Origin of the sequence: Streptomyces sp. NPDC059853 (assembly GCF_042731495.1) — a bacterium.
GTDB lineage: Bacteria > Actinomycetota > Actinomycetes > Streptomycetales > Streptomycetaceae > Streptomyces.
In genome coordinates, this window is the sequence record NZ_JBHWJL010000072.1 from 1 (window position 1) to 20,042 (window position 20,042).

Consider the following 20,042-nt stretch of genomic DNA (forward strand, 5'->3'; position numbering starts at 1 on the left):
CCGCCCGCCTGGTCGGGGCGGGCGGCGCGGTCGCGCGAGCGGCGCGACCACGTGCTACTGGGTGCCGCCGGACTCCACTTCCCTGGCCAGATTGGCCAGGATCTGCTCGTAGAAGCCGTTCAGGCCACGCGGGGCGAAGATCCGCTCGAAGAAACCCCCGATCCCGGGCGCGCCCTCCCAGGTGCTGCGGATCGTCACGCTGGAGGTGTTCTTCACCGAGCCGGGCACGGCGGTGAAGGTGGTGACCAGCGAGGAGTTGCGGTCGGTCTCCACCAGGGTGTTGTCGTCCGGCTCGGTGACCTCCATCAGGCACTCCCGGACGCGTTTGGCCGTGGCGTGCAGCCGGAAGAAGACGACCGTCCCCTCGCCGTCGCCGCCCTCCCGCACCTCGTAGTCGGTGAACTGCTCGGGGAGCAGCCTGGGGTGCACCTCCCGGTAGTCCGCGATGGCGTCCAGCACATCGTCCGGATCCGCATTGATTTCACGCTGAGTAACAACCTGTACCTGCGCCATGGCAATCCTCCTGGCGATCTTCGGACTTGGCGGCAAGCCAACCATCTGGGCGGCCCTCCCCCAAAATCCGCGCTTGACAGAGCCGATTCGAACCGGTGTTCTATTTGCATGCGCTGGAACAACCTGAGCGAGGACGGGCGGGCCGCCAGCCCCGCCCTCTTCGGCTCCGAAGTCGTCACCAGGACGTTCGACACCCCCGAGTTCCGGGGGATCACCTTCCACGAGGTGCGGGCGCGCTCGATCCTGAACCGGGTGCCGGGCGCGTCCCGGATGCCGTTCGAATGGACGGTCAACCCCTATCGAGGCTGTTCGCACGCCTGCGTCTACTGTTTCGCCCGCAAGACCCACAGCTACCTCGACCTCGACACCGGCATCGGCTTCGACTCACAGATCGTGGTCAAGGTCAACGCCCCGCAGCTGCTGCGCAAGGAGCTGGGCGGGCGCCGCTGGCAGGGCGAACACGTCGCGATGGGCACCAACGTCGACTGCTACCAGCGCGCGGAAGGCAAGTACCGGCTCATGCCCGGGATCATCGCGGCGCTGCGCGACTACGCCAACCCGTTCTCGATCCTCACCAAGGGCACACTGATTCTGCGCGATCTCCCCCTGCTGCGGGAGGCCGCCGCCGTCACCGACGTCGGGGTCTCGGTCTCCGTCGGCTTCACCGACCCGGACCTGTGGCGCATCGTGGAACCGGGCACCCCCGCCCCGCAGCGCCGGCTGGACGTGGTGCGGACGCTCGCCGACCACGGCATCGGCTGCGCGGTGCTGATGGCCCCGGTGATCCCCTACCTCGCCGACTCCCCGGCCCAGCTGCGCGCCACCGTCCGGGCCATCGCCGCCGCCGGGGCCACCTCCGTCACCCCGCTGGCGCTGCACCTGCGGCCGGGCGCGCGGGAGTGGTTCATGAGCTGGCTGGCCCGGCACCACCCCGGGCTGGTGCGGCGCTACGAGGTGCTGTACGAGGGCGGCGCGTACGCCCCCACCTGGTACCAGCGGCGGATCACCCGGCAGGTGCACGAACTGGCCGCCGAGTACGGCATCGGCCCGGCCGCACGCGGGGCGGCGCGGCGCATCACCCCGGGGCCCGGGCCCGTACCCGGTCAGGAGCCGGTGGTGGCGGCCGGTCAGGAGCCGGCCGCCACCCAGCTGACCCTGCTGTGAGCGGCGGTCAGCCGCGCACCGGGGCGAGTTCGAGGCGGTCGATGTCCGGGGCATGGGCGGTGAGGTTGGACAGGGTGAGGGTGTGGGTGCCCGCGCTCAGCTCGATGGGGACGGCCTTGCCCCAGAAGTTCTGCCAGCCGTAGGAGTTGCGGAACGTCGCCGAGGTGACGGCGCCGTCCACCTCGATGTCCAGGGTGCGGGAGATGACGTCCGAGTTGTAGGCGTGCCCGTTGTCGGCGCGCTCGTCGTTGGCATAGTGCACGATCAGCAGATGCGGCCCGGCCTGCTCGGCCCGCACGGTGAAGGCGGCGGTGTTGTCCGCCCCGTCGCCGAGCCAGCGCAGATACGTTCCCTCGCCGGCGTGCGGGCTGGCCGCCAGCGCGGTCGTGCCCGAGAGCCGGGCGTCGGCCGCCTGGTACGTGGCCAGACCCGTCCGCTCCCCCGCCCCGGCCACCTCAAGCGCCGCGAGCGCGGCGTCCCCGGCGGCGGTGGCGGTGATCCGGTTGTTGCCGGCCGCCAGCAGCACCCGCTGCTCCTGCCCGGCCGGCGCGGTGATGCGTTCCCCGTGCGCCTCAAGGGTCACGGTGCCCTCACCCGTGTAGCGCGGGGTCAGCCGGTAGTAGCCGTCACGCGGCGCGTAGACGTCGAAGACCGCGCCGTCCGCCGCGCCGTCCAGCACCAGGGCGCCGGTGCCGGTGCCCGCCGCCGAGGCGTAGTCGTACCCCGGGGTGCCGGTGGTGTCCGCGAGCGTCGCCTCGTACGCGGTGAACGGCTCGGCGGCCACGGTCAGCTCGATCTTGTCCAGGGTGACCTCGCCGTCCCCCTTGGCGAGGGTGAGGGTGTGGCGGCCCGCGCTCAGCGTCAGCGGCACGGTCACGGTGCCGCGATAGGACCAGTTGAGCGTGGCCGGGTAGGTGACGGGAGCGGGCTCGCCGCCGTCCACCGTCAGCAGCTGGGTGGCCGGCGCTTCGCTCTGGTTGCCGTGGAAGACGGTGAGGTCGTAGGTGCCGTCCGCGGGCACCTCGACGGTGAACTCCACCTGACTGTCCTCGCGGTTGAGCGAGCCGACGTCACGGGTGCCTGAAGCGGCGTAGCCATTGGCGTTGGCGACCGTGCCGTGGGTGTGGATCTGCCCGCCGGTGATGCGGGCGTCCTCCGCCTCGTACGTACCGCGCCACGGCACGGTCGGCTCGTCAGGGGTGCCGGCGCCGGCCGGGGTGAGCACCACGCGGTAGGCGGACATCCGCTCCAGGCCGGTGAGCGGCACCGTGACGGTGCCGTCCGCGCGGACCGGTGCCGTGGCGCGGCCGATCACCCGGGGCGCGGGGTGCGCGCCCTCGTAGCCCGACCAGCGGGTCTCGGCGACGGTGACCGTGACACGGTCGCCGAAGAGCGCCGGGTCGACTCGCTGGAAGACGACGTCGGCCGGTCCGTCCGCGCCGCCCAGCAGGGCCTGGGCCTGGCGCTTGGCGGTGTCGAGGGAGGCCAGCCCCTGGAGGGTGTCGATGGTGTCGGGGCTCGGCGGGGTGACGCGCACGGTGTCGCCGGTCATCGCCGCGTACCAGCGGAAGAACCACCAGCCGCCGTTGGGGATGTTGTCGTGGACCACATTGCCGTCGAGGTTGCCGGCCATGTCCCAGTACGCCTGGTCGGCGAAGACCTTGTTGCGTTCGAACATGCCGACCCACTGGACGAGTTGTCCCGGCACCGACAGATCGCGGCGGTTGGCGTACTCGTTGATGTTGACGGGCAGCGGGCCGAAGCCGATCTCCCGTTCCAGGGCCCGGTAGTGGTCGTGGTTGCTCTGGAAGGCGCGCAGCGAGTCGGGTGACAGCTCGTGCCAGGTGGTGATGTCGGGCAGCACGTCGTGGTCGTACGCGTAGCGGTAGAAGTCGGGCAGGAAGCGGCGGTCGTAGCGTGCCTCGTTGGGCCCGGCGATGCGCAGGGTGGGGCTGATGGCGCGGATCCGGTCGTGGACGGTGGACCAGTCGGCGAGGAAGCGGTCCCGGTTGCGCTCGTACTGGGCGGTGTCGTCGACGTCCAGCCGGTACCAGATCTGGTCGGGCTCGTTGAAGGGCACCACGACGAAGCGGTCGGCGCGCGGGTGGGCGGCGATCTCTTCGACGATGCCGTCGACCTTGGGGAGGTAGTCGTCCAGGCCGAGGTCCTCGTAGGGCCACTCGGCGTAGATGTCCTGCATCATCACGTAGATGTCGCCGCCGCCGTTGCGGAAGAAGGAGTCGGAGACGGTGAGGGCGTCGCCGTTGGGGTGCTGGGCGCCGCCCTCGGGCTTCTGGCTGATGGTGGAGAGCTTGAGCGGCGCGAGGATGGCGTCGCTGGGGACGCCGTCGTCACTCAGGCCGTACAGCGCGCCGTTGGCCCCGTACAGCAGCGGGCCCTCGGAGGCGCCGAGGTCGACGGTGAGGGCGGGGACGGCGGCCGCTTCCCCGGCGTCGCCCCCGTCCGGGGCGGCGGCGCCGAGGGTGGCCGCGGTGACGGCGGCGGCGATGGTCATGCGGAGGAGTCTCCTTCTCGCTCGGAGTGCGCCTGCGGTTCCGTGCCGTGCCGTGGACATGCTCATGTGGGGTGAGGTCCTTTCCCGCTCGACGGCTTACTTGACGGCTCCACTGGTGATTCCGGACACGATCTTTCGCTGGGCGACCAGGAAGACCAGGATCATCGGCAGGCTCATCAGCACCACGTAGGCGAAGATGAGGTGCCAGTTGTTGAGGTACAGCTGGGCGCTGGCGACCTGGAAGAGCTTGATCGGCAGCGTGGCGGCGTCGCCTCCGCCGAGCACGAAGAAGGAGTAGAAGACGTCGCTCCAGGCGTAGAGCATCACCATGATGGTGGCGGTGGCGATGACCGGGCGGAGCAGCGGCAGCACGATCCGGCTGAAGATCCGCAGCGGCCCGGCGCCGTCCATCCGGGCGGCCTCCTCCAGTTCATGGGGGATGGCCCGGATGAAGCCCGTCATGAAGAAGATGGAGGTGGACAGGTACATGCCGGTGTAGACGGCGATCATGCCGGGGCGGGTGCCGGCGAGGCCGAGCTGCCGCAGCTGCAGCACGATGGTGATGATGGCCGGGGGCAGCAGCAGTCCGCTGATGCACACGGTGTACGCGGCGGTGACCAGCCGGCCCCGGCGGCGTGCGAAGACCCAGGCCGCGGCCGCCCCCAGGACGAGGACCAGGACCACGGCCGGGACGATGACCAGCAGGCTGTTGAGCAGGCCGCGCAGCATCTCGCCCTGGCTGAGGGCGTCCGCGTAGTTCTGGCCCGGCTGCCACTGCCCGGGCGGCGCCAGGTCGGGGCGTACGGCCTCGCCCTGCGGCTTGGCGGCGGTGGCGATCACCAGCCACAGCGGTACGCCCACGGCGAGCGCGGCGAGCAGGATCACCAGGGCCGGCCGGGCCCAGCGCCAGAGGGCGGCGGCGGATGCGGATGCGGTGGGATTCACAGCAGTTGCTCCCTCTTGCGCAATCCGGTCACCAGGGGGATCGCCAGGGCGACGACCACCAGGAACAGCACCAGGCTCATGGCGGAGGCCTGCGCGTACAGCCCCTGGCCGAAGACGCGGAACATGTAGATGTTCATCACCTCGGTGGCGCCGGCCGGACCGCCACCGGTGGTGGCCTGGACGATGTCGAAGGTGTTCATCGAGCCGAGCAGCGAAGTGGTGACGTTGAAGGTGACCGCGGGCGCGAGCAGCGGGAAGCGGATGGACCAGAACAGCCGCCACGGTCCCGCCCCGTCCGCCCGCGCCGCCTCCAGCGTGTCACCGGGGATGCCCTTGAGCCCGGCGAGATAGATCAGCATGGCCAGGCCCATCCACTTCCAGCCGTGGATGGCGGCGACCAGGACGACGGTCCAGGTGGTGCTGCCCAGCCAGGGGATGGCGGTGCCCAGCGCGCTGTTGAGGGCGCCGTCCGTGTTGAGCAGGGCTTGGAAGATGTAGCCGACGGCGAGCGCGGAGATGAGGACGGGGAGGAAGAAGACCGTGCGGAAGAACCGGTTGAAGCGGGTGTCCCGCTCCAGCAGCAGGGCGAGCAGCAGCCCGAAGAGGTTCTGGAAGAACGCGGCGAGCAGGGCGTACACCAAGGTGGTGCGGATCGCCCGCAGGAGGGTGCCGTTGTCGATGATGCGGCGGAAGTTGTCGAGCCCCGCGTAGGAGATGTCGCTGTGGTACGCGGACCAGTCGGTGAAGGGATAGACGAAGTTCAGCAGATTGGGCAGCAGGAAGAAGCCGCCGAAGACGAGGACGGCGGGCAGCGCGAACCACCAGGGGTGGTGCACGGCCGCCCTGGATATCCGGCCGGGGGCACGGGCCACGGGTCGGCCTCCTTTCTCAGAAGCCTGCTGCGCCCTGGGCCTGGGCGATCTCGGAGAATTGGTCGTCGACGAACTGCGCCACCGCCTCGGGGGACTTCCGTCCGTAGATCAGCTCGGCGAGTCCGATGTGCAGTTCCGGGGCGACGATGGCCTTGGCCTGGAAGACCCCGTGGGCCGTCGGCAGCGCGGCGAGTTGGTCGAGGGCGATGCGCGGCAGCCCGTCGGGGGTGGGGACTGCGGGCTGTACGGAGGTGATCTTGCGGGCGTCGAGATAGTCCGGGTAGCCGGGGCCGAGCCAGTACGCGAGGAATTGGCGGGCCGCGTTCTGCCGCGTCTCGTCGCCGGTGCGGAAGGCGACGACGCCGTTGGCCTGGTCGGGCGAGTACAGGCCGCGGTCGTCGGAGTTGGCCACCGGGAACCAGCCGATGGTCGCGTCGATCTCCGCCGTGGTGTGCTGGGCCTGGAAGAGGGTCTGCAGGGCGGTGACGTTGAGCGCCATGGCGGCGTCACCCTCCCACAGCGCCTCGGCCTGGCCGGTGAAGGTGCCGGTGCGGTAGTCGTCCTGGGCGAGGCCGGCGCCGAGCAGTTCGTCGTGGTAGGTGGTGATGGCGTCGACGACGACGGGGTCGGTCCAGTGTTCCTCGTTGCGGTTCAGGCCCTCCCACCAGCTGTCGGGGAGGTCGGTGAGCTGGGCCTGCACCTGCCACTGCAGGGGCCACTGGTCGCCGCCCGCCTCGTAGAAGGCGGGTGTGCCCGTACGGTCGATCACCGTGCGGCCCAGCTGGAGGAGTTCGTCGTAGCTGTGCGGGAAATCGGCCTCGCTCAGGCCGGCTTCGGCGAAGACCGCCTTGTTGTAGTAGACGCCGAGCATGGCGGGGCTGGAGACGACGGCGGCGAAGCGGGTGCCGTCCAGAACGCCCAGGGATGCCTCGGTGGGCCCGAGTTCGGCCACCCAGGGCTCGTTGTCCAGCGGCAGCAGATGGCGCTGCGGGTGGATGAAGGGCAGCGTGGAGATGCTGGGCTGCCAGAACAGCAGATCGGGCATGTCCCCGGCGGCGAGCCGGGTGGGCACGTTCTGCTCGTACAGGTCGGGGATGGCCTCGGTGCGTACTCTCGCCCCGGTGGCCTCCTCGAACGCCTCGATGACGGGGCCGGCGGCCGAGGCGGTGGACTGGGCCGTCCAGAGGGTGAGGGTGACGCCGGACAGATCGCCGAGCGGGTCGACCGGCGTCATCCGGGCCACCTCGTCGGTGTGGTCGATGACGGAGCTGTCGGAACAGCCGGCGGTCAGGGTCAGTGCTCCGGCGCAGATGAGCGCCAGTGCGGCGGATGTCCTCTTCATCGTGGACTCCTGAGGGCGGGCGGTGGCGCCGGGCGGGCGGCGCCGTACGTCAGCGGGGTGGGCGTGGCGGGCCGGGTGCGGGTCCGGTGCTCTCGCGGACGATCAGCTCGGGCGGGGCCACGGAGTGCGGGGTGATGGGCTCGCCCTCCTCCAGCAGGCCGTGCAGCAGCGCGAAGCAGGCGCGGCCGAGGCCGGTGAAGTCGAGGCGGACGGTGGTGAGGGCGGGGGTCAGATACGCGGCGTGCGGGGCGTCGTCGAAGCCGGCGACGCTGATGTCGCGCGGCACCTCGCGTCCCGCCTCGCGCAGGGCGCGCAGTACGCCGAGCGCGAGGTCGTCGTTCCCGCACAGCACGGCGGTCACCTCCGGGTCGCGGGCCAGGAGGCGGCCGGCGGCGTATCCGTCGGCGGGTTCCCAGCCGGCCGGACGCGGCTCCGGGACCGGCCGCCCGGCCTCGCGCAGCGCGTCGCGCCAGCCGGCGGCGCGCTGGGACCCGTCGCCGGTGTCGGTGGTGGAGGGGATGGCGAGGTAGTGGACGGTGCGGTGGCCCAGGCCGAGCAGATGGCGCGTCATGCGGTGGGCGGCGGCGCGGTCATCGGTCCACACCCACGGGCTGCCGGGCGGCGGGGTGGTGGCCGGGGTCTCCACGGCGGCCACCATCCGGGCGTGGTCCGGGACGAGGTGGAGGGCGCGGACGCCGGGGCGGTCGTAGGCGATGACGATCAGCCCGCCGCCGGAATCGGTCGCGCGCCGCACCGCGTCGCGCACCTCCGCCTCCTCATCCGATTCCAGGACGGAGATGCCCACGGCGAAGGAGGCGGCGCGGGCCGCCTCCTCGATGCCCTGGAGTGCGGCGGCGTAGCCGTAGTGGGTGGTGTCGGAGGTGAGGACGGTCAGCGCCCTGGTCCGGCCGCTGGCCAGGGCGTGAGCGGTCGCGCTGCGCCGGAAGCCGAGCGTGGCGATGGCGGCTTCGACGCGGGCGCGGGTGGCGGGGCGCACGCTGGAGTGTCCGTTGATGACCCGTGAGACGGTCTGGTACGACACCCCCGCGGCGTCGGCGACGTCGCGGATGCTGGCGGGGCGGCGGCCGCTCCTTGTGTGACCGGTCACAGACATGCCAGGATTGTGACCGGTCACACAAGGGCCGTCAAGACATGGGAAACCGGGATTTCGCCAGGGGGATCACTGTGTCGAGCGATGAGCGGACCGCTGCCGCCGCCACCGAAGTCACCGTCACGTGGGGCCACTCGGCGCTGAGCGCGGAGTTCGCGGCGGGGCCGGACGGGGTGCTGCGGACGGTACGTCTGGGGCCGCCGGGCGAGGTGCGGGCCGCTTCGCCCGCACCGCTCGCCACCGCGCTGCCGGTGGTGGAGTTGCTGGCGGCCGGCACCGGCAGCGCCTGGTCGGGACAGCGCGGCATCGACACGGCGGTGGGCCGGCGGCTGCGGCTGCGCTCGCACCGCGCCGAGGTGGACGGGCCGTGGCACCGGCTGCGCCTGGAACTGGCGGACGGTGTGAGCGGACTGGCCGTCACCGTGCTGCTGGAGTCGCCGGACGGCATCGCGGTGGTGCGCGGCTCGGTGACGGTGACCAACGAGGCGGCCGGGCCGCGCACCCTGTACGCGGTCTCCTCGCTGACCCTGGGCGGGCTCCCCTCGCCCGGGGACCTGGAGCTGCACTGGGCCGAGAACGACTGGCTGGCCGAGTGCCGCTGGCGCCGCGAGCCGCTGCGCCGCCGGGTCCCCGACCTGAACCACGCGCTGCACCGGCAGGACCCGCGCGGCCGGGTGGCGTACAGCGGCCGGGGCAGCTGGCCGACCGACGGGCATCTGCCGATGGGCGCGCTGACCGGCCGCGACGGGGCGGCCTGGCTGTGGCAGATCGAGTCCCCGGCCGGCTGGACCTGGGAGGCCGGTGAGCGGGCGGCGGCCGGCTGGCTGGCGCTGTGGGGGCCGACCGACACCGAGCACCAGTGGAGTGAACACCTGGCGCCCGGCGCGTCGTTCACCACCGTCCCGGCGGCGCTCGCGCTCTCCGGGGCCGGGTTCGAGGGGGCGCTCGCGGCGCTCACCGCCTACCGGCGGCTGCTGCGCCGGCCGCACCCGGACCACACCACGCTGCCGGTCGTCTTCAACGACTACATGAACACGCTGAACGGCGACCCGACGACCGCGAAGCTGCTGCCGCTGATCGACGCGGCGGCCCGCGCGGGCGCCGAGTACTTCGTCATCGACGCCGGCTGGTACGACGACGACGCCGGAGGCTGGTGGGACACGGTCGGCGCCTGGCAGCCGGCCGCCACCCGGTTCCCCGGCGAGCGCGGCATCCACGAGGTGCTGGACCGCATCCGCGCCCACGGCATGGTGCCCGGGCTGTGGCTGGAGCCGGAGGTGGTGGGCGTGCGCAGCCCGATCGCCGCCACGCTGCCGGACGCCGCGTACTTCGTCCGGGACGGGCAGCGGGTGCGGGAGAACGGCCGCTTCCAGCTGGATCTGCGGCACCCGGCGGCGCGGCGCCATCTGGACGCGACGGTCGACCGGATCGTCGGCGGGTGGGGCGTCGGCTATCTGAAGCTGGACTACAACATCTCCGTACCGCCGGGCACCGACACCGGCGGCACCACCAGCCCGGGGGCCGGGCTGCTCGGGCACGCACGGGCGTACCAGGCGTGGCTGCGCGGCGTGCTGGAACGCCACCCGGGCCTGGTGATCGAGAACTGCGCCTCGGGCGGCATGCGCATGGACGGCTCGTCGCTGGCGCTGGTCCAGCTCCAGTCCACCAGCGACCAGCAGGATTTCCTGCGCTACCCGCCGATCGCGGCGGCGGCCCCCACGGCGGTGCCGCCGGAGCAGGGCGCGGTGTGGGCGTACCCGCAGCCGGAGTTCAGCGAGGACGCGGTCGCCTTCACACTGGCCGGTGCGCTGCTGGGGCGGGTGCATCTGTCCGGGCACCTGGACCGGATGGATCCCGGCCGGTTCGCGCTGGTGCGGGAGGCGGTGGAGGTGTACAAGGGGCTGCGCGCCGAGTTGCCCGGGGCGGTGCCGTTCTGGCCGCTGGGGCTGCCGGGCTGGGACGACGGCTGGCTGGCGCTCGGGCTGCGCACGGCGGACGGCGCGGGCTATCTGACGGTGTGGCACCGTGACGGCGATCCGGTACGGACGCTGCCGCTCCCGGCGTGGCGGGGCCGCGCGCTGGAGCCGGAGATCCGCTACCCGGCCGCCGCCCCCGGCTCGGCCCAGTGGTCGGCGGCGGACGGCACGCTGACGGTCACCCTGCCCCGCACCCCCACGGCGCTGCTGCTGCGGCTGACCCCGCGGTGAGCGGCACCCCCGGAGCGGGCACGGTGCTGGTCAACGGCCTCCCGGGCGCGGGCAGGACGACCCTGGCCGGGGAGCCGGCGGCGTCCTGCGGCTGCCGCTGTTCAGCGAGGACACCCTGAAGGAGTCGCCGGCCGACAGCCTCGCGGAGCTGCGCCCGCCCGGTACGACCGGCCGGGAGTGGAGTGCGCGCCTCGGCCGGGCGGCCGCCGAGTCGCTGTGGGCGCTGCTCGCCGACGCGGGCGGGCGTGCCGTGCTGGAGAGCTTCTGGCCGGCGCCGCCGCGGCCGGTTACGTCGATGGCGTGGATGACCTCCTCGACCACGTCGTCGAGCGAGGCGCCGAAGCGGTGCGGCAGGGTGGCCGGGTTGGTGCAGCACTGGCGCAGCCGGGCGGCGGTGTTGCCGGTGCCGGTGGCGCGTCCGGCGGCGTCGACCGGTGCGGGGGCGACGAGGGTGGTGCCGTCGTGGGAGACCTGGCCGGAGAGGTACACGGTGTCGCCGTGCCGGACCGCGCCCGTCCCGCGGCTCAGCGCGCGGCCACCTCGTCGGCGACCTCCTGAAGGGCCTTCAGCCCGTTGTGCACCAGCGGATGGTCGCGGCTGCCCCGGCGGACGCAGGTGAGGATGCGGCGGGCGAGGGGCGGCTCACCGGCCAGCGGGACACGTACCACGCCGTGCCCGGGCAGGGTGGGCGCGGTCCGGGGGATCAGGGAAACACCCAGCCCGGCGCCGACCATGGCGGAGACGGCCATCCACTCCTTCACCTGGTGGGTGACCTTGGGGGTGAAGCCGGCCACCGCGCAGAACACCACGACCCGCTGGTGGTGGTCGCAGCTGCCGGGGGCGGGCAGCACCCAGTCCTCGTGGGCGGCGTCCTCCAGCCGTACGCCCCGCTCCCGGGCCGCCAGCGGGTGGCCGGCCGGGACCAGCAGGTCGAGCCGGTCGTCGAGCAGTGTGCGCTGGTCGAAGCGGGCGTCGCCGGGGTACGGGAACTCCTCGGAGGGGGCGAGGACGGCGATGTCGGCGTCGGTCGACAGCAGGAGGTCGAACCCGGTCGGGGTCTCGCACTCGCTCACCTCGACGGTCAGCCCGGGGTGGGCGGCGCGCATCCGGGCGGCGGCGGGGCCGAGCAGTGCGGCGATGGCGCTGGGGAAACCGCACATGCGCAGCAGGCCCGCCGTACCGGCGCGGTAGGCCTCCAGCGCGGATTCGGCCTCCTCCCAGCGGGCCACCATGGCGTCGCCGTGTTCGATGACGACGTGGGCCGCGCCGGTGAGCCGGATGCCGCGGCCCTGCGGTTCGACGAGCGGCACCTTCAGCTCGCGGGCCAGTTCCCGCAGGTGGTGGGAGACGGCGGAGGGGGTCAGGTGCAGCGCCGCCGCGGCGGCGGTGACGGTGCCGTGCTGGTGGACGGCACGGAGCACCTGGATCCTGCGCAGATCAATCATGCAACGATTGTGCACATAGTCATAGGGAAACATGCAATGGACGCGAACGGTCGGCCGTCCGACACTGGTGCCATGACAACCTCAGCGCAGCGTTCGGACCAGACCGTGATCTCCCGTCACCTCACCAGCGAGGGCACCGTCGTGTGGACCCGCGACGCCGAAGGACGCCCGCGGATGACGCTCTACCCGCACACCCCGGGCGCCCGTCCGGTGACCGCCGGGGGCCGCGGGGGCACCGGCGGCGACACCCGGTGCTGACGCCTCAGCCGCCCAGCGCCGCCAGGAGGGCGGGCAGGGCTGCCAGCGTGGTGATCCGGTGCCGCACCTCGTCACAGGCGAACGTCCCCGCCCGGTCCAGCCAGATGCCGTGCAGCCCGGCCGCCGTGGCCGCCTCGGCGTCGGTGACCCGCTGGTCGCCGATGTACGCCACCTGCGCCGGCTCCAGACGCATCGCCGCGCAGGCGGCCTCGAACGCCTCCGGCGCGGGCTTGGCGTGGCCCAGTTCCTCCGAGCACAGCAGCACCTCGAAGCGGTCGCGCACCCCCAGCCGGCGCAGCTTGTCGTCCTGGTGGGCGGAGTTGGAGTTGGACAGCAGCCCGTGCCGGTAGTGCGGGGTGAGCGCGTCCAGGGCCGGGACCACGTCCGGGTACAGCCGCCAGGCCGCCCGCATCCGCACGCCGAACCGCTCGAACCACGCCGCGGCCGCCTCGCCCGGCAGCTCCGGCTCGCCCAGGAAGGCGCGCACCCGCTCCCGGCGCTGTTCGTCGAAGGTGAGTTCGCCGGTCAGATAGCGGGCGTAGTGCTCGTGCATGACGGCGGTCCAGCGGGCGATCTCCTCCGGCCCGGCGGGCAGCCCCTCGGCGGCGAAGTGCTCGCGGGCGCCCGCCTCGTTGGCGCCGGTGTAGTCGAAGAGCGTGTCGTCGATGTCCCATACCACGGCCCGCACGCCGCCCCCCATCACCATGCCGGGACCGTATCACCGGGACAAAGCCGACGGCAGCCCCGGTGACGAAGCCGCACGGAGGCCCGGTCACGGCGGCGAAGGTGCCGCGCGCCATCCGCCCGGTGCCCGCGCCGCCGGAGCCCCCGGGCGGGGCCCGGACGCACCGTGTGCGCAGGGGAGGCTGCGCGCGACCGTACGACGACGGACGGCGGCACCGTTCGGGTCCGGGCCACCGCCGGCGGGACGGGGCGCGCGCGGTCGGCAGGCGGGCGGCCCGGGGCCCGTACCATCGGCACGTGCGGATCATGACGTGGAACCTGTGGTGGCGATTCGGGCCCTGGGAGCGGCGGCAGGAGGAGATCGCGGCCGTTCTGCGGGCCGAGCGGCCCGACATCTGCGGGCTCCAGGAGGTCTGGTCCACGGCCGGGGGCCATCTCGCCGAACAGCTCGCCGCCGACCTCGGCATGCATCTGGCGTGGGCGCCCGCGCTGTTGCCGCCGCACTGGCGCGAGCGGCTTCCGGCCGACGCCCCGGCAGGGCTCGGGGTGGGGCTCGCGGTGCTCAGCCGGTGGCCCGTCGAGGAGTCGGCGGTGGTGCCGCTGCCGCGCGGGGACGGTCCCGACGAGGGCCGGGTGGCGCTGTACGCGCGGATCGCCGCGCCCGGTGGCCCGGTGCCGTTCTTCACCACCCATCTGCACTCGGGCCCGGCCGGCTCCGCGGTGCGCTGCGCGCAGGTGCGCACGCTGGCCCGGCTGGTGGCGGACCGGCGCGGTGGCGGGGCGTTCCCGCCGGTGATCACCGGGGACTTCAACGCCGAGCCCGACTCGGACGAGATCCGGCTGCTGGGCGGGCGGCTGACCGCGCCCGCCGTGCCGGGGCAGATGCTGCTGGACGCCTGGCGGTACGCCGACCCGGGGCAGCCGTCGGCCACCTGGGACACCGCCAACCCGTATCTGGCGGGCGGCCTGGGGCTGGACATCCGCGTCGACTACATCCACACGGGGCTGCCGGCGGCGGACGGCACCGGCCGGGTGCGGTCGGTGCGGCGGGCCGGGGACGGACCGGTGGACGGGGTGTGGCCCTCGGATCACTTCGCGGTGGTGGCCGAACTGGAGGCGTAGGCGGCCGGGGAGACGCCGATCGTCGCGGTGAAGTCCCGGACGAGGTGGGCCTGGTCGCTGTAGCCGAGTTCCGCGGCGAGCGCGGCCCAGTCCACCCCGTCCGCGTACTCGGCCCGCTCCAGGGCGTCGTGCAGGCGGTGGCGGAGGATGACCCACTTGGGCGAGACACCCACCCAGTCGGCGAAGAGACGTTGCAGGGTGCGCACCGGCATCCCGGCGTCCCGGGCGAGGGCGGAGACCCGGCGCACCGTGCGGTCGGTGCGGATCCGCCGGGCCAGTTCCATGGCCAGGTGTGCCTGCGGGCCGGGGTGCGGGCCCCGGGTGAGCAGCAGGGCGTCGAGGGCGGCGACGCGCCGGTCGTCGTCGTCCGGGCCCAGGACGGCGGCGGTCTCGGCGGCCGTGCCGGACGGGATCCGCTGTCCCGTCCAGGCCGAGACCGGCCGGTCCGGCGCGAAGGGCCGGAAACCGCCGGGCCGGAACTGGACGCCGCACACCCGCCCGGTGCCGGCCAGCCGCTGGATGAAGAGGTCCGGGCCGATCCCGGCCAGCTCTCCCCAACCGGTGGCGCGGCCGGGTGGCCCGTACCGCTGGAAGACCAGGTTCACGGACGGGTGCGGGACGATCCTGGTGAGGTACGGCTCGGGCAGGTCGGTCCAGTCGATGAGCCAGTAGTGCTCGATGTACGGGCGCAGCGCGTCGGCCGCCGGAAGGCGGCGGCGGAACCGTACCCGGGCGAAGAGCCCGGCGGCGTCCACGATGCCCCGGGTGTCGCGTCTCGGCTCCTGGCCCATGGCCCGATCGTATGGCGCGTTTTTTCAAGCCGCCGTGGGAGGGCGGTGCCTAGCGTGCCGGTATGACGAGTGAGACGGACATCGGCACCCTGCTGGCGGCGGCGGCACGGAGCACCGCGCCCGTGGTACGAGGTATCGGCGACGACCGGCTCGGGGACCCGACCCCGTGCGCCGACTACACGGTGCGCGGGCTGCTCAACCATCTCTTCCAGGTGGTGATCGGGTTCCAGGAGCTGGCGGCCCGGCGGCCCGCCGGCTTCGCGACGGCGCCGGATCTGCTGGGCGACGATCCCGGGTGGCGGGAGCGGTTCCCGGTGGAGGCGGAGCGGCTGGCGGCGGCCTGGGCGGTGCCGGGCGCGGAGGAGGGCGAGGTGGGCGCCATGGGGATGCCGGCCCGCACGGTGGCGCGGATGGCGCTGCTGGATCTGACGGTGCACGGCTGGGATCTGGCGCGGGCCGCCGGTCTGCCGTACGCGCCGGATCCGGCGGCGGTGGCGGAGTGCGGCTCGCTGGTGGCGGAGCTGGCCCCGCGGGGGCGGGAGACGCGCGTCTTCGGGGAGCCGGTCCCGGTGCCCGGGGACGCCGCCGCCCTGGACCGGCTGCTGGGCGCCACCGGCCGGGACCCGCGCTGGACGGTGCGGGTCGCCGGCTGAGCGGGCGAAGCGGCGGGTGGCGAGCGGCGCACCGCGCGGTGAACCCGCCCCGCAGAATGGTGCGATGACCATCTCGATACGGGACATGACCGCGGCCGACACCGACGGCGTCGCCGAGGTGCGGGTGCTGGGGTGGCGGTACGCGTACCGCGGACTCATGCCCCAGGGGCATCTCGACGCGCTGGACCCGGCGCCGATCGCCGCGGGACTGCGGCAGGCCCTGCCCGGACTGCCGACGCACACCAGCCATCTGGTGGCGTCGGCGGCCGGGCGGGTCGTCGGCTGGGCCTGCCAGGGCCCGTACCGGCCGGAGGACGACGGCTGGGGCGAGGTGCGCGCGCTGTACGTCCGCCCCGACGTCATCGGGGCCGGCGTCGGGCGGGCCCTGCTCGCGGCCGGCACCGGCCGGCTGCGCGCGGCCGGGCTGCCCCGGGTGCGGCTGTGGGTGCTGCGCGGCAACCTCCGGGCGCGCCGGTTCTACGAGCGGGCCGGGTTCGCCGCGGACGGGGCCGTGCGATCCGACGACGTCGACGGTGCCCGCGTCCCCGAAGTGCGGTACGCGCGGGGCTGACAGCACCGCATCCGCCATGGTCAGCGGGGGGCCGGGGGATGCAGTACGTTCGCTTCCATGGCTCAGCCCGTGAAGTCCGACCGTTCGCAGATCTCCCAACGCCTGAAGGTGCGCAGGGCGCTGGCCGCCGCCGCCATGGAGCTGTTCGCGACCAAGGGGTACGCGGCGACCACCGTCGACGAGATCGCCGCGACCGCCGGGGTGGCCCGCAGAACCTTCTTCCGGCACTTCCGCTCCAAGGAAGAGGCGATCTTCCCCGACCACGACGACACCCTGGTGCGCGCCGAGGCGGTGCTGGAGGCGGCGCCCGAGCGGGAGAACCCGATCGACACGATCTGCCGGGGCATCAAGGAGGTCTTGCGGATGTACGCCGCCTCCCCGGCCGTGTCCGTCGAGCGTTACAAGCTGACCCGGGAGGTTCCGGCGCTGCGCGAGCGGGAGATCGCCTCGGTGGCGCGGTACGAGCGGCTGTTCACCCGCTATCTGCTGGCCCGGTTCGACGAGAACTCGCACAACGGTGACGAGCCGCTGCTGGCCGAGGTGGCCGCCTCCTCCGTGGTGACGGCGCACAACCATGTGCTGCGGCGCTGGCTGCGCCGGGGCGGGCAGGGCGATGTGGAGGCGGAGCTGGAGCACGCGTTCACCATCGTGCGCAGCGCGTTCGGTTCGCTGCCGGTGTTCACCGGCGGTACCACCGGCGGGGTGGCGGCGGCGCCCCCGGCGGCTGCCGAGGTGGCGACGGCGGCGGACGGGGCGGGGGGCGAGGTGCTGGTCGCGGTGGCCCGTACGGACGCACCGCTGGACGAGGTCATGCGCACGATCGAGCTGGCGCTGCGCGACTGCCGCCGCTGACCCGCCGTACCACCGTTCCGCCGGATCACCGCCCGCTGCCCCGCCGTTCCGCCCACACGACACCTATCGTCATCTCATCCTCTTGTCATTCGTCATCTCTTCCACCCTGGAGGCCCGCATGACCCTGCCCGGTTCCCCGGGGCAGCGCCCGTTCCGCTCCCGCCGCTCCGTGCTCGCCGTACCCGGGAGCAACCCCCGGTTCCTGGAGAAGGCCCAGGGGCTGCCCGCCGACGCGGTCTTCCTCGACCTGGAGGACGCGGTCGCCCCGCTCGCCAAGGAACGGGCCCGGCATGCCGTGGTCGAGGCGCTCAACGAGGGCGACTGGGGGGCGAAGACGCGGGTCGTGCGGGTGAACGACTGGGCCACCCCGTGGACGTACCGGGACGTGATCACGGTCGTCGAGGGCGCGGGGGCGCGGCTGGACGCCCTGTTGCTGCCCAAGACGCAGGACGCGGCGCAGGTGCGCGCGCTGGACCTGCTGCTCGGCCAGGTGGAGCGGACGGTGGGCCTGGAGGCGGGCCGGATCGGCATCGAGGCGCAGATCGAGGACGCCCGGGGCCTGGTGAACGCGGAGGAGATCGCGGCGGCTTCGCCCCGGCTGGAGAGCCTGGTGTTCGGGCCCGCGGACTTCATGGCGTCCATCAATATGAAGTCACTGGTGGTCGGCGAACAGCCGCCCGGCTATCCGGCGGACGCCTATCACTACATCCTGATGCGGATTCTCATGGCGGCCCGCGCGCACGGTCTCCAGGCGATCGACGGCCCCTATCTCCAGATCCGCAATCCCGCCGGGTTCCGCGAGGTGGCCGGCCGGTCGGCGGCGCTGGGCTTCGACGGGAAGTGGGTGCTGCATCCGGACCAGATCGCGGCGGCGAACGAGATCTTCTCGCCGTCCCAGGAGGATTACGACCGCGCCGAGCTGATTCTGGACGCGTACGCGTGGTGGACCTCGGCGGCCGGCGGCGCCCGGGGGGCGGCCATGCTCGGCGAGGAGATGATCGACGAGGCCAGCCGGAAGATGGCGCTGGTGCTCGCCGGGAAGGGCCGGGCGGCCGGTCTGGTGCGTACCTCGGCCTTCGAGCCGCCCGCCGCCTCCTGAGGCCGGGCACCGGGGGGCGCGCGGGCGAGGTTTTACCCAATGATGGGATGCCGGATCACGCTTCCCCGCGGCCTCACGTTGTGCGTGTGAGAACTCACGCTGCGCGGCGGTACAACTCGGAATTCGCCGGGCGATCCCGAATCACCTCTCCCGCTCGGGCGTGTTCTGGCGTATGGTGGCCAGGGCTGAATGTCCTCTATCGGGGCATTATTGAGACACACAGATCGTCGGCAGAACAGGACTTATGGCCGTACCCGGCCTGCTGGCTTGCCGAGTTACCGTCCGAAGCCGCTAGCATCGGCTTAGTCGCGCCGCTTCGGGATGCGCGGCTTTCCCCGCTACGAAGGTCTCCCATGCCGCTCAGCTCCTCCTCCGTACGCCTCGCTCGCGGTGCTTCGCCGTGGCTGCTGCCCACGGTGGCCACGGCCGCCGTCTCGCTCGCGAAGGCCCGCCGCTCCGGACGCTGGGCGGCTGCCGCCGTTCCGGCCACCGCGCTGGCCGCGGGCATGCTGTGGTTCTTCCGCGACCCGGAGCGGGAGATCGGCGAGGGGCGGGTGATCTGTCCTGCGGACGGGGTGGTGCAGAGCATCATGCCGTGGGAGGACGGGCGCACCCGGGTGGCGATCTTCATGAGCCCGCTGAACGTCCACGTGAACCGGGCGCCGGTCGCCGGCACCGTGGCCTCCGTCGAGCACGTCCCGGGCGGTTACGTTCCGGCATTCGACAAGGAGAGCGAGTTCAACGAGCGCGTCGTGTGGCGCTTCGACAGCGAGCTGGGCGACATCGAGATGGTGCAGATCGCCGGCGCGGTCGCGCGGCGCATCGTGCCGTACGTCCCGCAGGGCTGCAAGGTCGAGCAGGGCGAGCGCATCGGCCTGATCCGGTTCGGCTCCCGGGTGGATGTCTACCTGCCGGAGGGCATCGAGCCGGCGGTCGAGGTCGGGCAGAAGACGACAGCGGGGGTGACACGTCTTGACCGTGATTGACCGTGGAGCCCAGGATTCCTGGGTCAATGAGGCGGACGAGGACGACGCGGACGAGCTGCCGCTGTCGATGCGGCTGTCAATAGCGGACACCCTGACCCTGTCGAACGCCATCTGCGGGTTCCTCGCGGTCTACTTCACCACCACCGGGGTGCTCATCCCGCACCTGACCGGCAGCGGCGACGTCGGCGTGGTCCGCAACAACGCGGCCACCGCCGTGCTGCTGATGCTGCTGGCCTCGGTCTTCGACCTGTTCGACGGCCTGGTGGCGCGCAAGCTGCGCAGCTCCCCCATGGGCGCCGAGCTGGACAATCTCTCCGACCTGATCAGCTTCGGGCTGGCACCGGCCTACTTCGTGCTCGTCTGGGGCATGGTGGTGGGCGACGCCCACGAACCGGTCGCGGCGCTCGCCGCGATCACCGTGCTGCTCGCGGTGGTGCTGCGGCTCGCCCGGTTCTCCTGCGTGACCATGCCCGACGGGGTCTTCCAGGGGATGCCGAGCCCGTTCGGGGCGCTCACGGTGGTCTCCATCGTGCTGCTGGAGCTGCCGTTCTGGCCCACCCTGCTGGCGATCGTCGGCGTGGCCTGGCTGATGGTGAGCCGGGTCGAGTACCCGAAGCCGCGCGGGCCGCTGGCGGGCGCGATGCTGTCCTGGATCGTGCTGAGCATGGCGCTGCTGACCGCGTGGGCGTTCGACGCCCCGGGCGGCGAGCTGATGCTCCAGACCGGCTGCTCGCTGCAGCTGGTGCTGGGGGCGGTGATCCCGCTGTTCGCGATGGTGCGGCGGGTGTACACCTTCCGCGATCTGCGCCGCGAGGCACGGGCCGAGGCACGGTCGTAACACCACCCACGGGACACCACCCAAAGGGTGATCATGCGGGTCCGGGGGCCCGGGCCGGTCGGAGACGACCGGCC

The 20,042-nt window shown here is 73.0% G+C and carries 20 protein-coding genes; 10 read left to right on the top strand and 10 right to left on the bottom strand.

Annotated elements, in window-relative coordinates:
- Positions 1-54: 54 nt before the first annotated feature.
- Complete coding sequence (locus tag ACFV5N_RS10820; protein WP_026047197.1) at positions 55-513, bottom strand: SRPBCC family protein; 459 nt, start codon at positions 511-513, stop codon at positions 55-57.
- Between the two features lie 108 nt (positions 514-621).
- On the opposite strand from ACFV5N_RS10820, the gene ACFV5N_RS10825 reads away from it, so the two are divergent.
- Complete coding sequence (locus ACFV5N_RS10825) at positions 622-1,677, top strand: Rv2578c family radical SAM protein (RefSeq protein ID WP_385597002.1); 1,056 nt, start codon at positions 622-624, stop codon at positions 1,675-1,677.
- Positions 1,678-1,684: 7 nt separating this feature from the next.
- Here the strand turns inward: ACFV5N_RS10825 and ACFV5N_RS10830 are convergent, their stop codons facing one another.
- The 5 genes from ACFV5N_RS10830 to ACFV5N_RS10850 all read right to left on the bottom strand — a co-directional run bounded on the left by ACFV5N_RS10830 (position 1,685) and on the right by ACFV5N_RS10850 (position 8,465).
- Positions 1,685-4,192, bottom strand: a complete 2,508-nt coding sequence (locus ACFV5N_RS10830) for a CBM35 domain-containing protein (protein ID WP_385597005.1) — start codon at positions 4,190-4,192, stop codon at positions 1,685-1,687.
- Between the two features lie 96 nt (positions 4,193-4,288).
- The gene (locus ACFV5N_RS10835) at positions 4,289-5,137 is read right to left on the bottom strand and encodes a carbohydrate ABC transporter permease (protein WP_385597008.1); all 849 of its coding nucleotides are present in this window, start codon (positions 5,135-5,137) and stop codon (positions 4,289-4,291) included.
- Positions 5,134-6,009: a carbohydrate ABC transporter permease gene (locus ACFV5N_RS10840; protein WP_385597011.1), complete on the bottom strand. Its 876-nt coding sequence runs from the start codon at positions 6,007-6,009 to the stop codon at positions 5,134-5,136. The genes ACFV5N_RS10835 and ACFV5N_RS10840 overlap by 4 nt, the downstream gene beginning before the upstream one ends.
- A gap of 16 nt (positions 6,010-6,025) precedes the next feature.
- Entirely contained in the window at positions 6,026-7,351 is a 1,326-nt protein-coding gene (locus ACFV5N_RS10845) for an ABC transporter substrate-binding protein (RefSeq protein WP_385597014.1), read from the bottom strand.
- Between the two features lie 49 nt (positions 7,352-7,400).
- Positions 7,401-8,465 (bottom strand): LacI family DNA-binding transcriptional regulator, encoded by a 1,065-nt coding sequence (locus ACFV5N_RS10850; RefSeq protein ID WP_385597017.1) that lies wholly within the window; start codon positions 8,463-8,465, stop codon positions 7,401-7,403.
- A gap of 65 nt (positions 8,466-8,530) precedes the next feature.
- On the opposite strand from ACFV5N_RS10850, the gene ACFV5N_RS10855 reads away from it, so the two are divergent.
- Positions 8,531-10,669: a glycoside hydrolase family 36 protein gene (locus ACFV5N_RS10855; protein WP_385597053.1), complete on the top strand. Its 2,139-nt coding sequence runs from the start codon at positions 8,531-8,533 to the stop codon at positions 10,667-10,669.
- A 30-nt stretch (positions 10,670-10,699) separates the two neighbouring features.
- Here ACFV5N_RS10855 and ACFV5N_RS10860 read toward each other — a convergent pair whose 3' ends face one another.
- Both ACFV5N_RS10860 and ACFV5N_RS10865 read right to left on the bottom strand, forming a co-directional pair.
- Complete coding sequence (locus ACFV5N_RS10860) at positions 10,700-11,158, bottom strand: RidA family protein (protein WP_385597020.1); 459 nt, start codon at positions 11,156-11,158, stop codon at positions 10,700-10,702.
- A 35-nt stretch (positions 11,159-11,193) separates the two neighbouring features.
- Positions 11,194-12,114, bottom strand: coding sequence for a LysR family transcriptional regulator (locus ACFV5N_RS10865; RefSeq protein ID WP_385597023.1), 921 nt, complete (start codon positions 12,112-12,114; stop codon positions 11,194-11,196).
- A gap of 72 nt (positions 12,115-12,186) precedes the next feature.
- On the opposite strand from ACFV5N_RS10865, the gene ACFV5N_RS10870 reads away from it, so the two are divergent.
- On the top strand, positions 12,187-12,372 hold the full coding sequence (locus tag ACFV5N_RS10870; protein WP_385597026.1) for a hypothetical protein: 186 nt from the start codon (positions 12,187-12,189) through the stop codon (positions 12,370-12,372).
- Between the two features lie 4 nt (positions 12,373-12,376).
- On the opposite strand, the gene ACFV5N_RS10875 is transcribed toward ACFV5N_RS10870, so the two are convergent.
- The gene (locus tag ACFV5N_RS10875) at positions 12,377-13,078 is read right to left on the bottom strand and encodes an HAD family hydrolase (protein ID WP_385597029.1); all 702 of its coding nucleotides are present in this window, start codon (positions 13,076-13,078) and stop codon (positions 12,377-12,379) included.
- Positions 13,079-13,362: 284 nt separating this feature from the next.
- Between ACFV5N_RS10875 and ACFV5N_RS10880 the strand changes: the two genes are divergently transcribed.
- The gene (locus tag ACFV5N_RS10880) at positions 13,363-14,178 is read left to right on the top strand and encodes an endonuclease/exonuclease/phosphatase family protein (protein ID WP_385597055.1); all 816 of its coding nucleotides are present in this window, start codon (positions 13,363-13,365) and stop codon (positions 14,176-14,178) included.
- Here ACFV5N_RS10880 and ACFV5N_RS10885 read toward each other — a convergent pair.
- Positions 14,145-14,969 (bottom strand): DUF6597 domain-containing transcriptional factor, encoded by an 825-nt coding sequence (locus tag ACFV5N_RS10885; protein WP_385597032.1) that lies wholly within the window; start codon positions 14,967-14,969, stop codon positions 14,145-14,147. The genes ACFV5N_RS10880 and ACFV5N_RS10885 overlap by 34 nt on opposite strands.
- A 62-nt stretch (positions 14,970-15,031) precedes the next feature.
- Here ACFV5N_RS10885 and ACFV5N_RS10890 point away from each other — a divergent pair, with 62 nt between their 5' ends.
- From ACFV5N_RS10890 to pssA, 6 genes are all read left to right on the top strand, one after another.
- Positions 15,032-15,622 carry a TIGR03086 family metal-binding protein gene (locus ACFV5N_RS10890; protein WP_385597035.1) on the top strand — a complete coding sequence of 197 codons (591 nt, stop codon included), beginning with the start codon at positions 15,032-15,034 and terminating at the stop codon, positions 15,620-15,622.
- 64 nt (positions 15,623-15,686) lie between these two features.
- Positions 15,687-16,193, top strand: coding sequence for a GNAT family N-acetyltransferase (locus ACFV5N_RS10895; protein WP_385597038.1), 507 nt, complete (start codon positions 15,687-15,689; stop codon positions 16,191-16,193).
- A 57-nt stretch (positions 16,194-16,250) separates the two neighbouring features.
- Entirely contained in the window at positions 16,251-17,045 is a 795-nt protein-coding gene (locus ACFV5N_RS10900; RefSeq protein ID WP_385597041.1) for a TetR family transcriptional regulator, read from the top strand.
- 118 nt (positions 17,046-17,163) lie between these two features.
- The gene (locus ACFV5N_RS10905) at positions 17,164-18,144 is read left to right on the top strand and encodes an HpcH/HpaI aldolase/citrate lyase family protein (RefSeq protein ID WP_385597044.1); all 981 of its coding nucleotides are present in this window, start codon (positions 17,164-17,166) and stop codon (positions 18,142-18,144) included.
- A 353-nt stretch (positions 18,145-18,497) separates the two neighbouring features.
- Entirely contained in the window at positions 18,498-19,130 is a 633-nt protein-coding gene (locus ACFV5N_RS10910) for a phosphatidylserine decarboxylase (RefSeq protein ID WP_385597047.1), read from the top strand.
- Positions 19,117-19,968, top strand: a complete 852-nt coding sequence (pssA, locus tag ACFV5N_RS10915) for a CDP-diacylglycerol--serine O-phosphatidyltransferase (protein ID WP_385597050.1) — start codon at positions 19,117-19,119, stop codon at positions 19,966-19,968. Before ACFV5N_RS10910 ends, pssA begins: the two co-directional genes overlap by 14 nt.
- Positions 19,969-20,042: the final 74 nt, after the last annotated feature.

What these genes read in the sequence shown, in the direction of transcription:
- ACFV5N_RS10845 (WP_385597014.1), bottom strand. Translation starts at nt 7,351, where the DNA reads ATGAAGAGGACATCCGCCGCACTGGCGCTCATCTGCGCCGGAGCACTG.
- ACFV5N_RS10875 (WP_385597029.1), bottom strand. Translation starts at nt 13,078, where the DNA reads ATGGTGATGGGGGGCGGCGTGCGGGCCGTGGTATGGGACATCGACGAC.
- ACFV5N_RS10850 (WP_385597017.1), bottom strand. Translation starts at nt 8,465, where the DNA reads ATGTCTGTGACCGGTCACACAAGGAGCGGCCGCCGCCCCGCCAGCATC.
- ACFV5N_RS10825 (WP_385597002.1), top strand. Translation starts at nt 622, where the DNA reads ATGCGCTGGAACAACCTGAGCGAGGACGGGCGGGCCGCCAGCCCCGCC.
- ACFV5N_RS10890 (WP_385597035.1), top strand. Translation starts at nt 15,032, where the DNA reads ATGACGAGTGAGACGGACATCGGCACCCTGCTGGCGGCGGCGGCACGG.
- ACFV5N_RS10905 (WP_385597044.1), top strand. Translation starts at nt 17,164, where the DNA reads ATGACCCTGCCCGGTTCCCCGGGGCAGCGCCCGTTCCGCTCCCGCCGC.
- ACFV5N_RS10870 (WP_385597026.1), top strand. Translation starts at nt 12,187, where the DNA reads ATGACAACCTCAGCGCAGCGTTCGGACCAGACCGTGATCTCCCGTCAC.
- ACFV5N_RS10830 (WP_385597005.1), bottom strand. Translation starts at nt 4,192, where the DNA reads ATGACCATCGCCGCCGCCGTCACCGCGGCCACCCTCGGCGCCGCCGCC.
- ACFV5N_RS10820 (WP_026047197.1), bottom strand. Translation starts at nt 513, where the DNA reads ATGGCGCAGGTACAGGTTGTTACTCAGCGTGAAATCAATGCGGATCCG.
- ACFV5N_RS10910 (WP_385597047.1), top strand. Translation starts at nt 18,498, where the DNA reads ATGCCGCTCAGCTCCTCCTCCGTACGCCTCGCTCGCGGTGCTTCGCCG.
- ACFV5N_RS10885 (WP_385597032.1), bottom strand. Translation starts at nt 14,969, where the DNA reads ATGGGCCAGGAGCCGAGACGCGACACCCGGGGCATCGTGGACGCCGCC.
- ACFV5N_RS10880 (WP_385597055.1), top strand. Translation starts at nt 13,363, where the DNA reads ATGACGTGGAACCTGTGGTGGCGATTCGGGCCCTGGGAGCGGCGGCAG.
- ACFV5N_RS10865 (WP_385597023.1), bottom strand. Translation starts at nt 12,114, where the DNA reads ATGATTGATCTGCGCAGGATCCAGGTGCTCCGTGCCGTCCACCAGCAC.
- ACFV5N_RS10895 (WP_385597038.1), top strand. Translation starts at nt 15,687, where the DNA reads ATGACCATCTCGATACGGGACATGACCGCGGCCGACACCGACGGCGTC.
- ACFV5N_RS10900 (WP_385597041.1), top strand. Translation starts at nt 16,251, where the DNA reads ATGGCTCAGCCCGTGAAGTCCGACCGTTCGCAGATCTCCCAACGCCTG.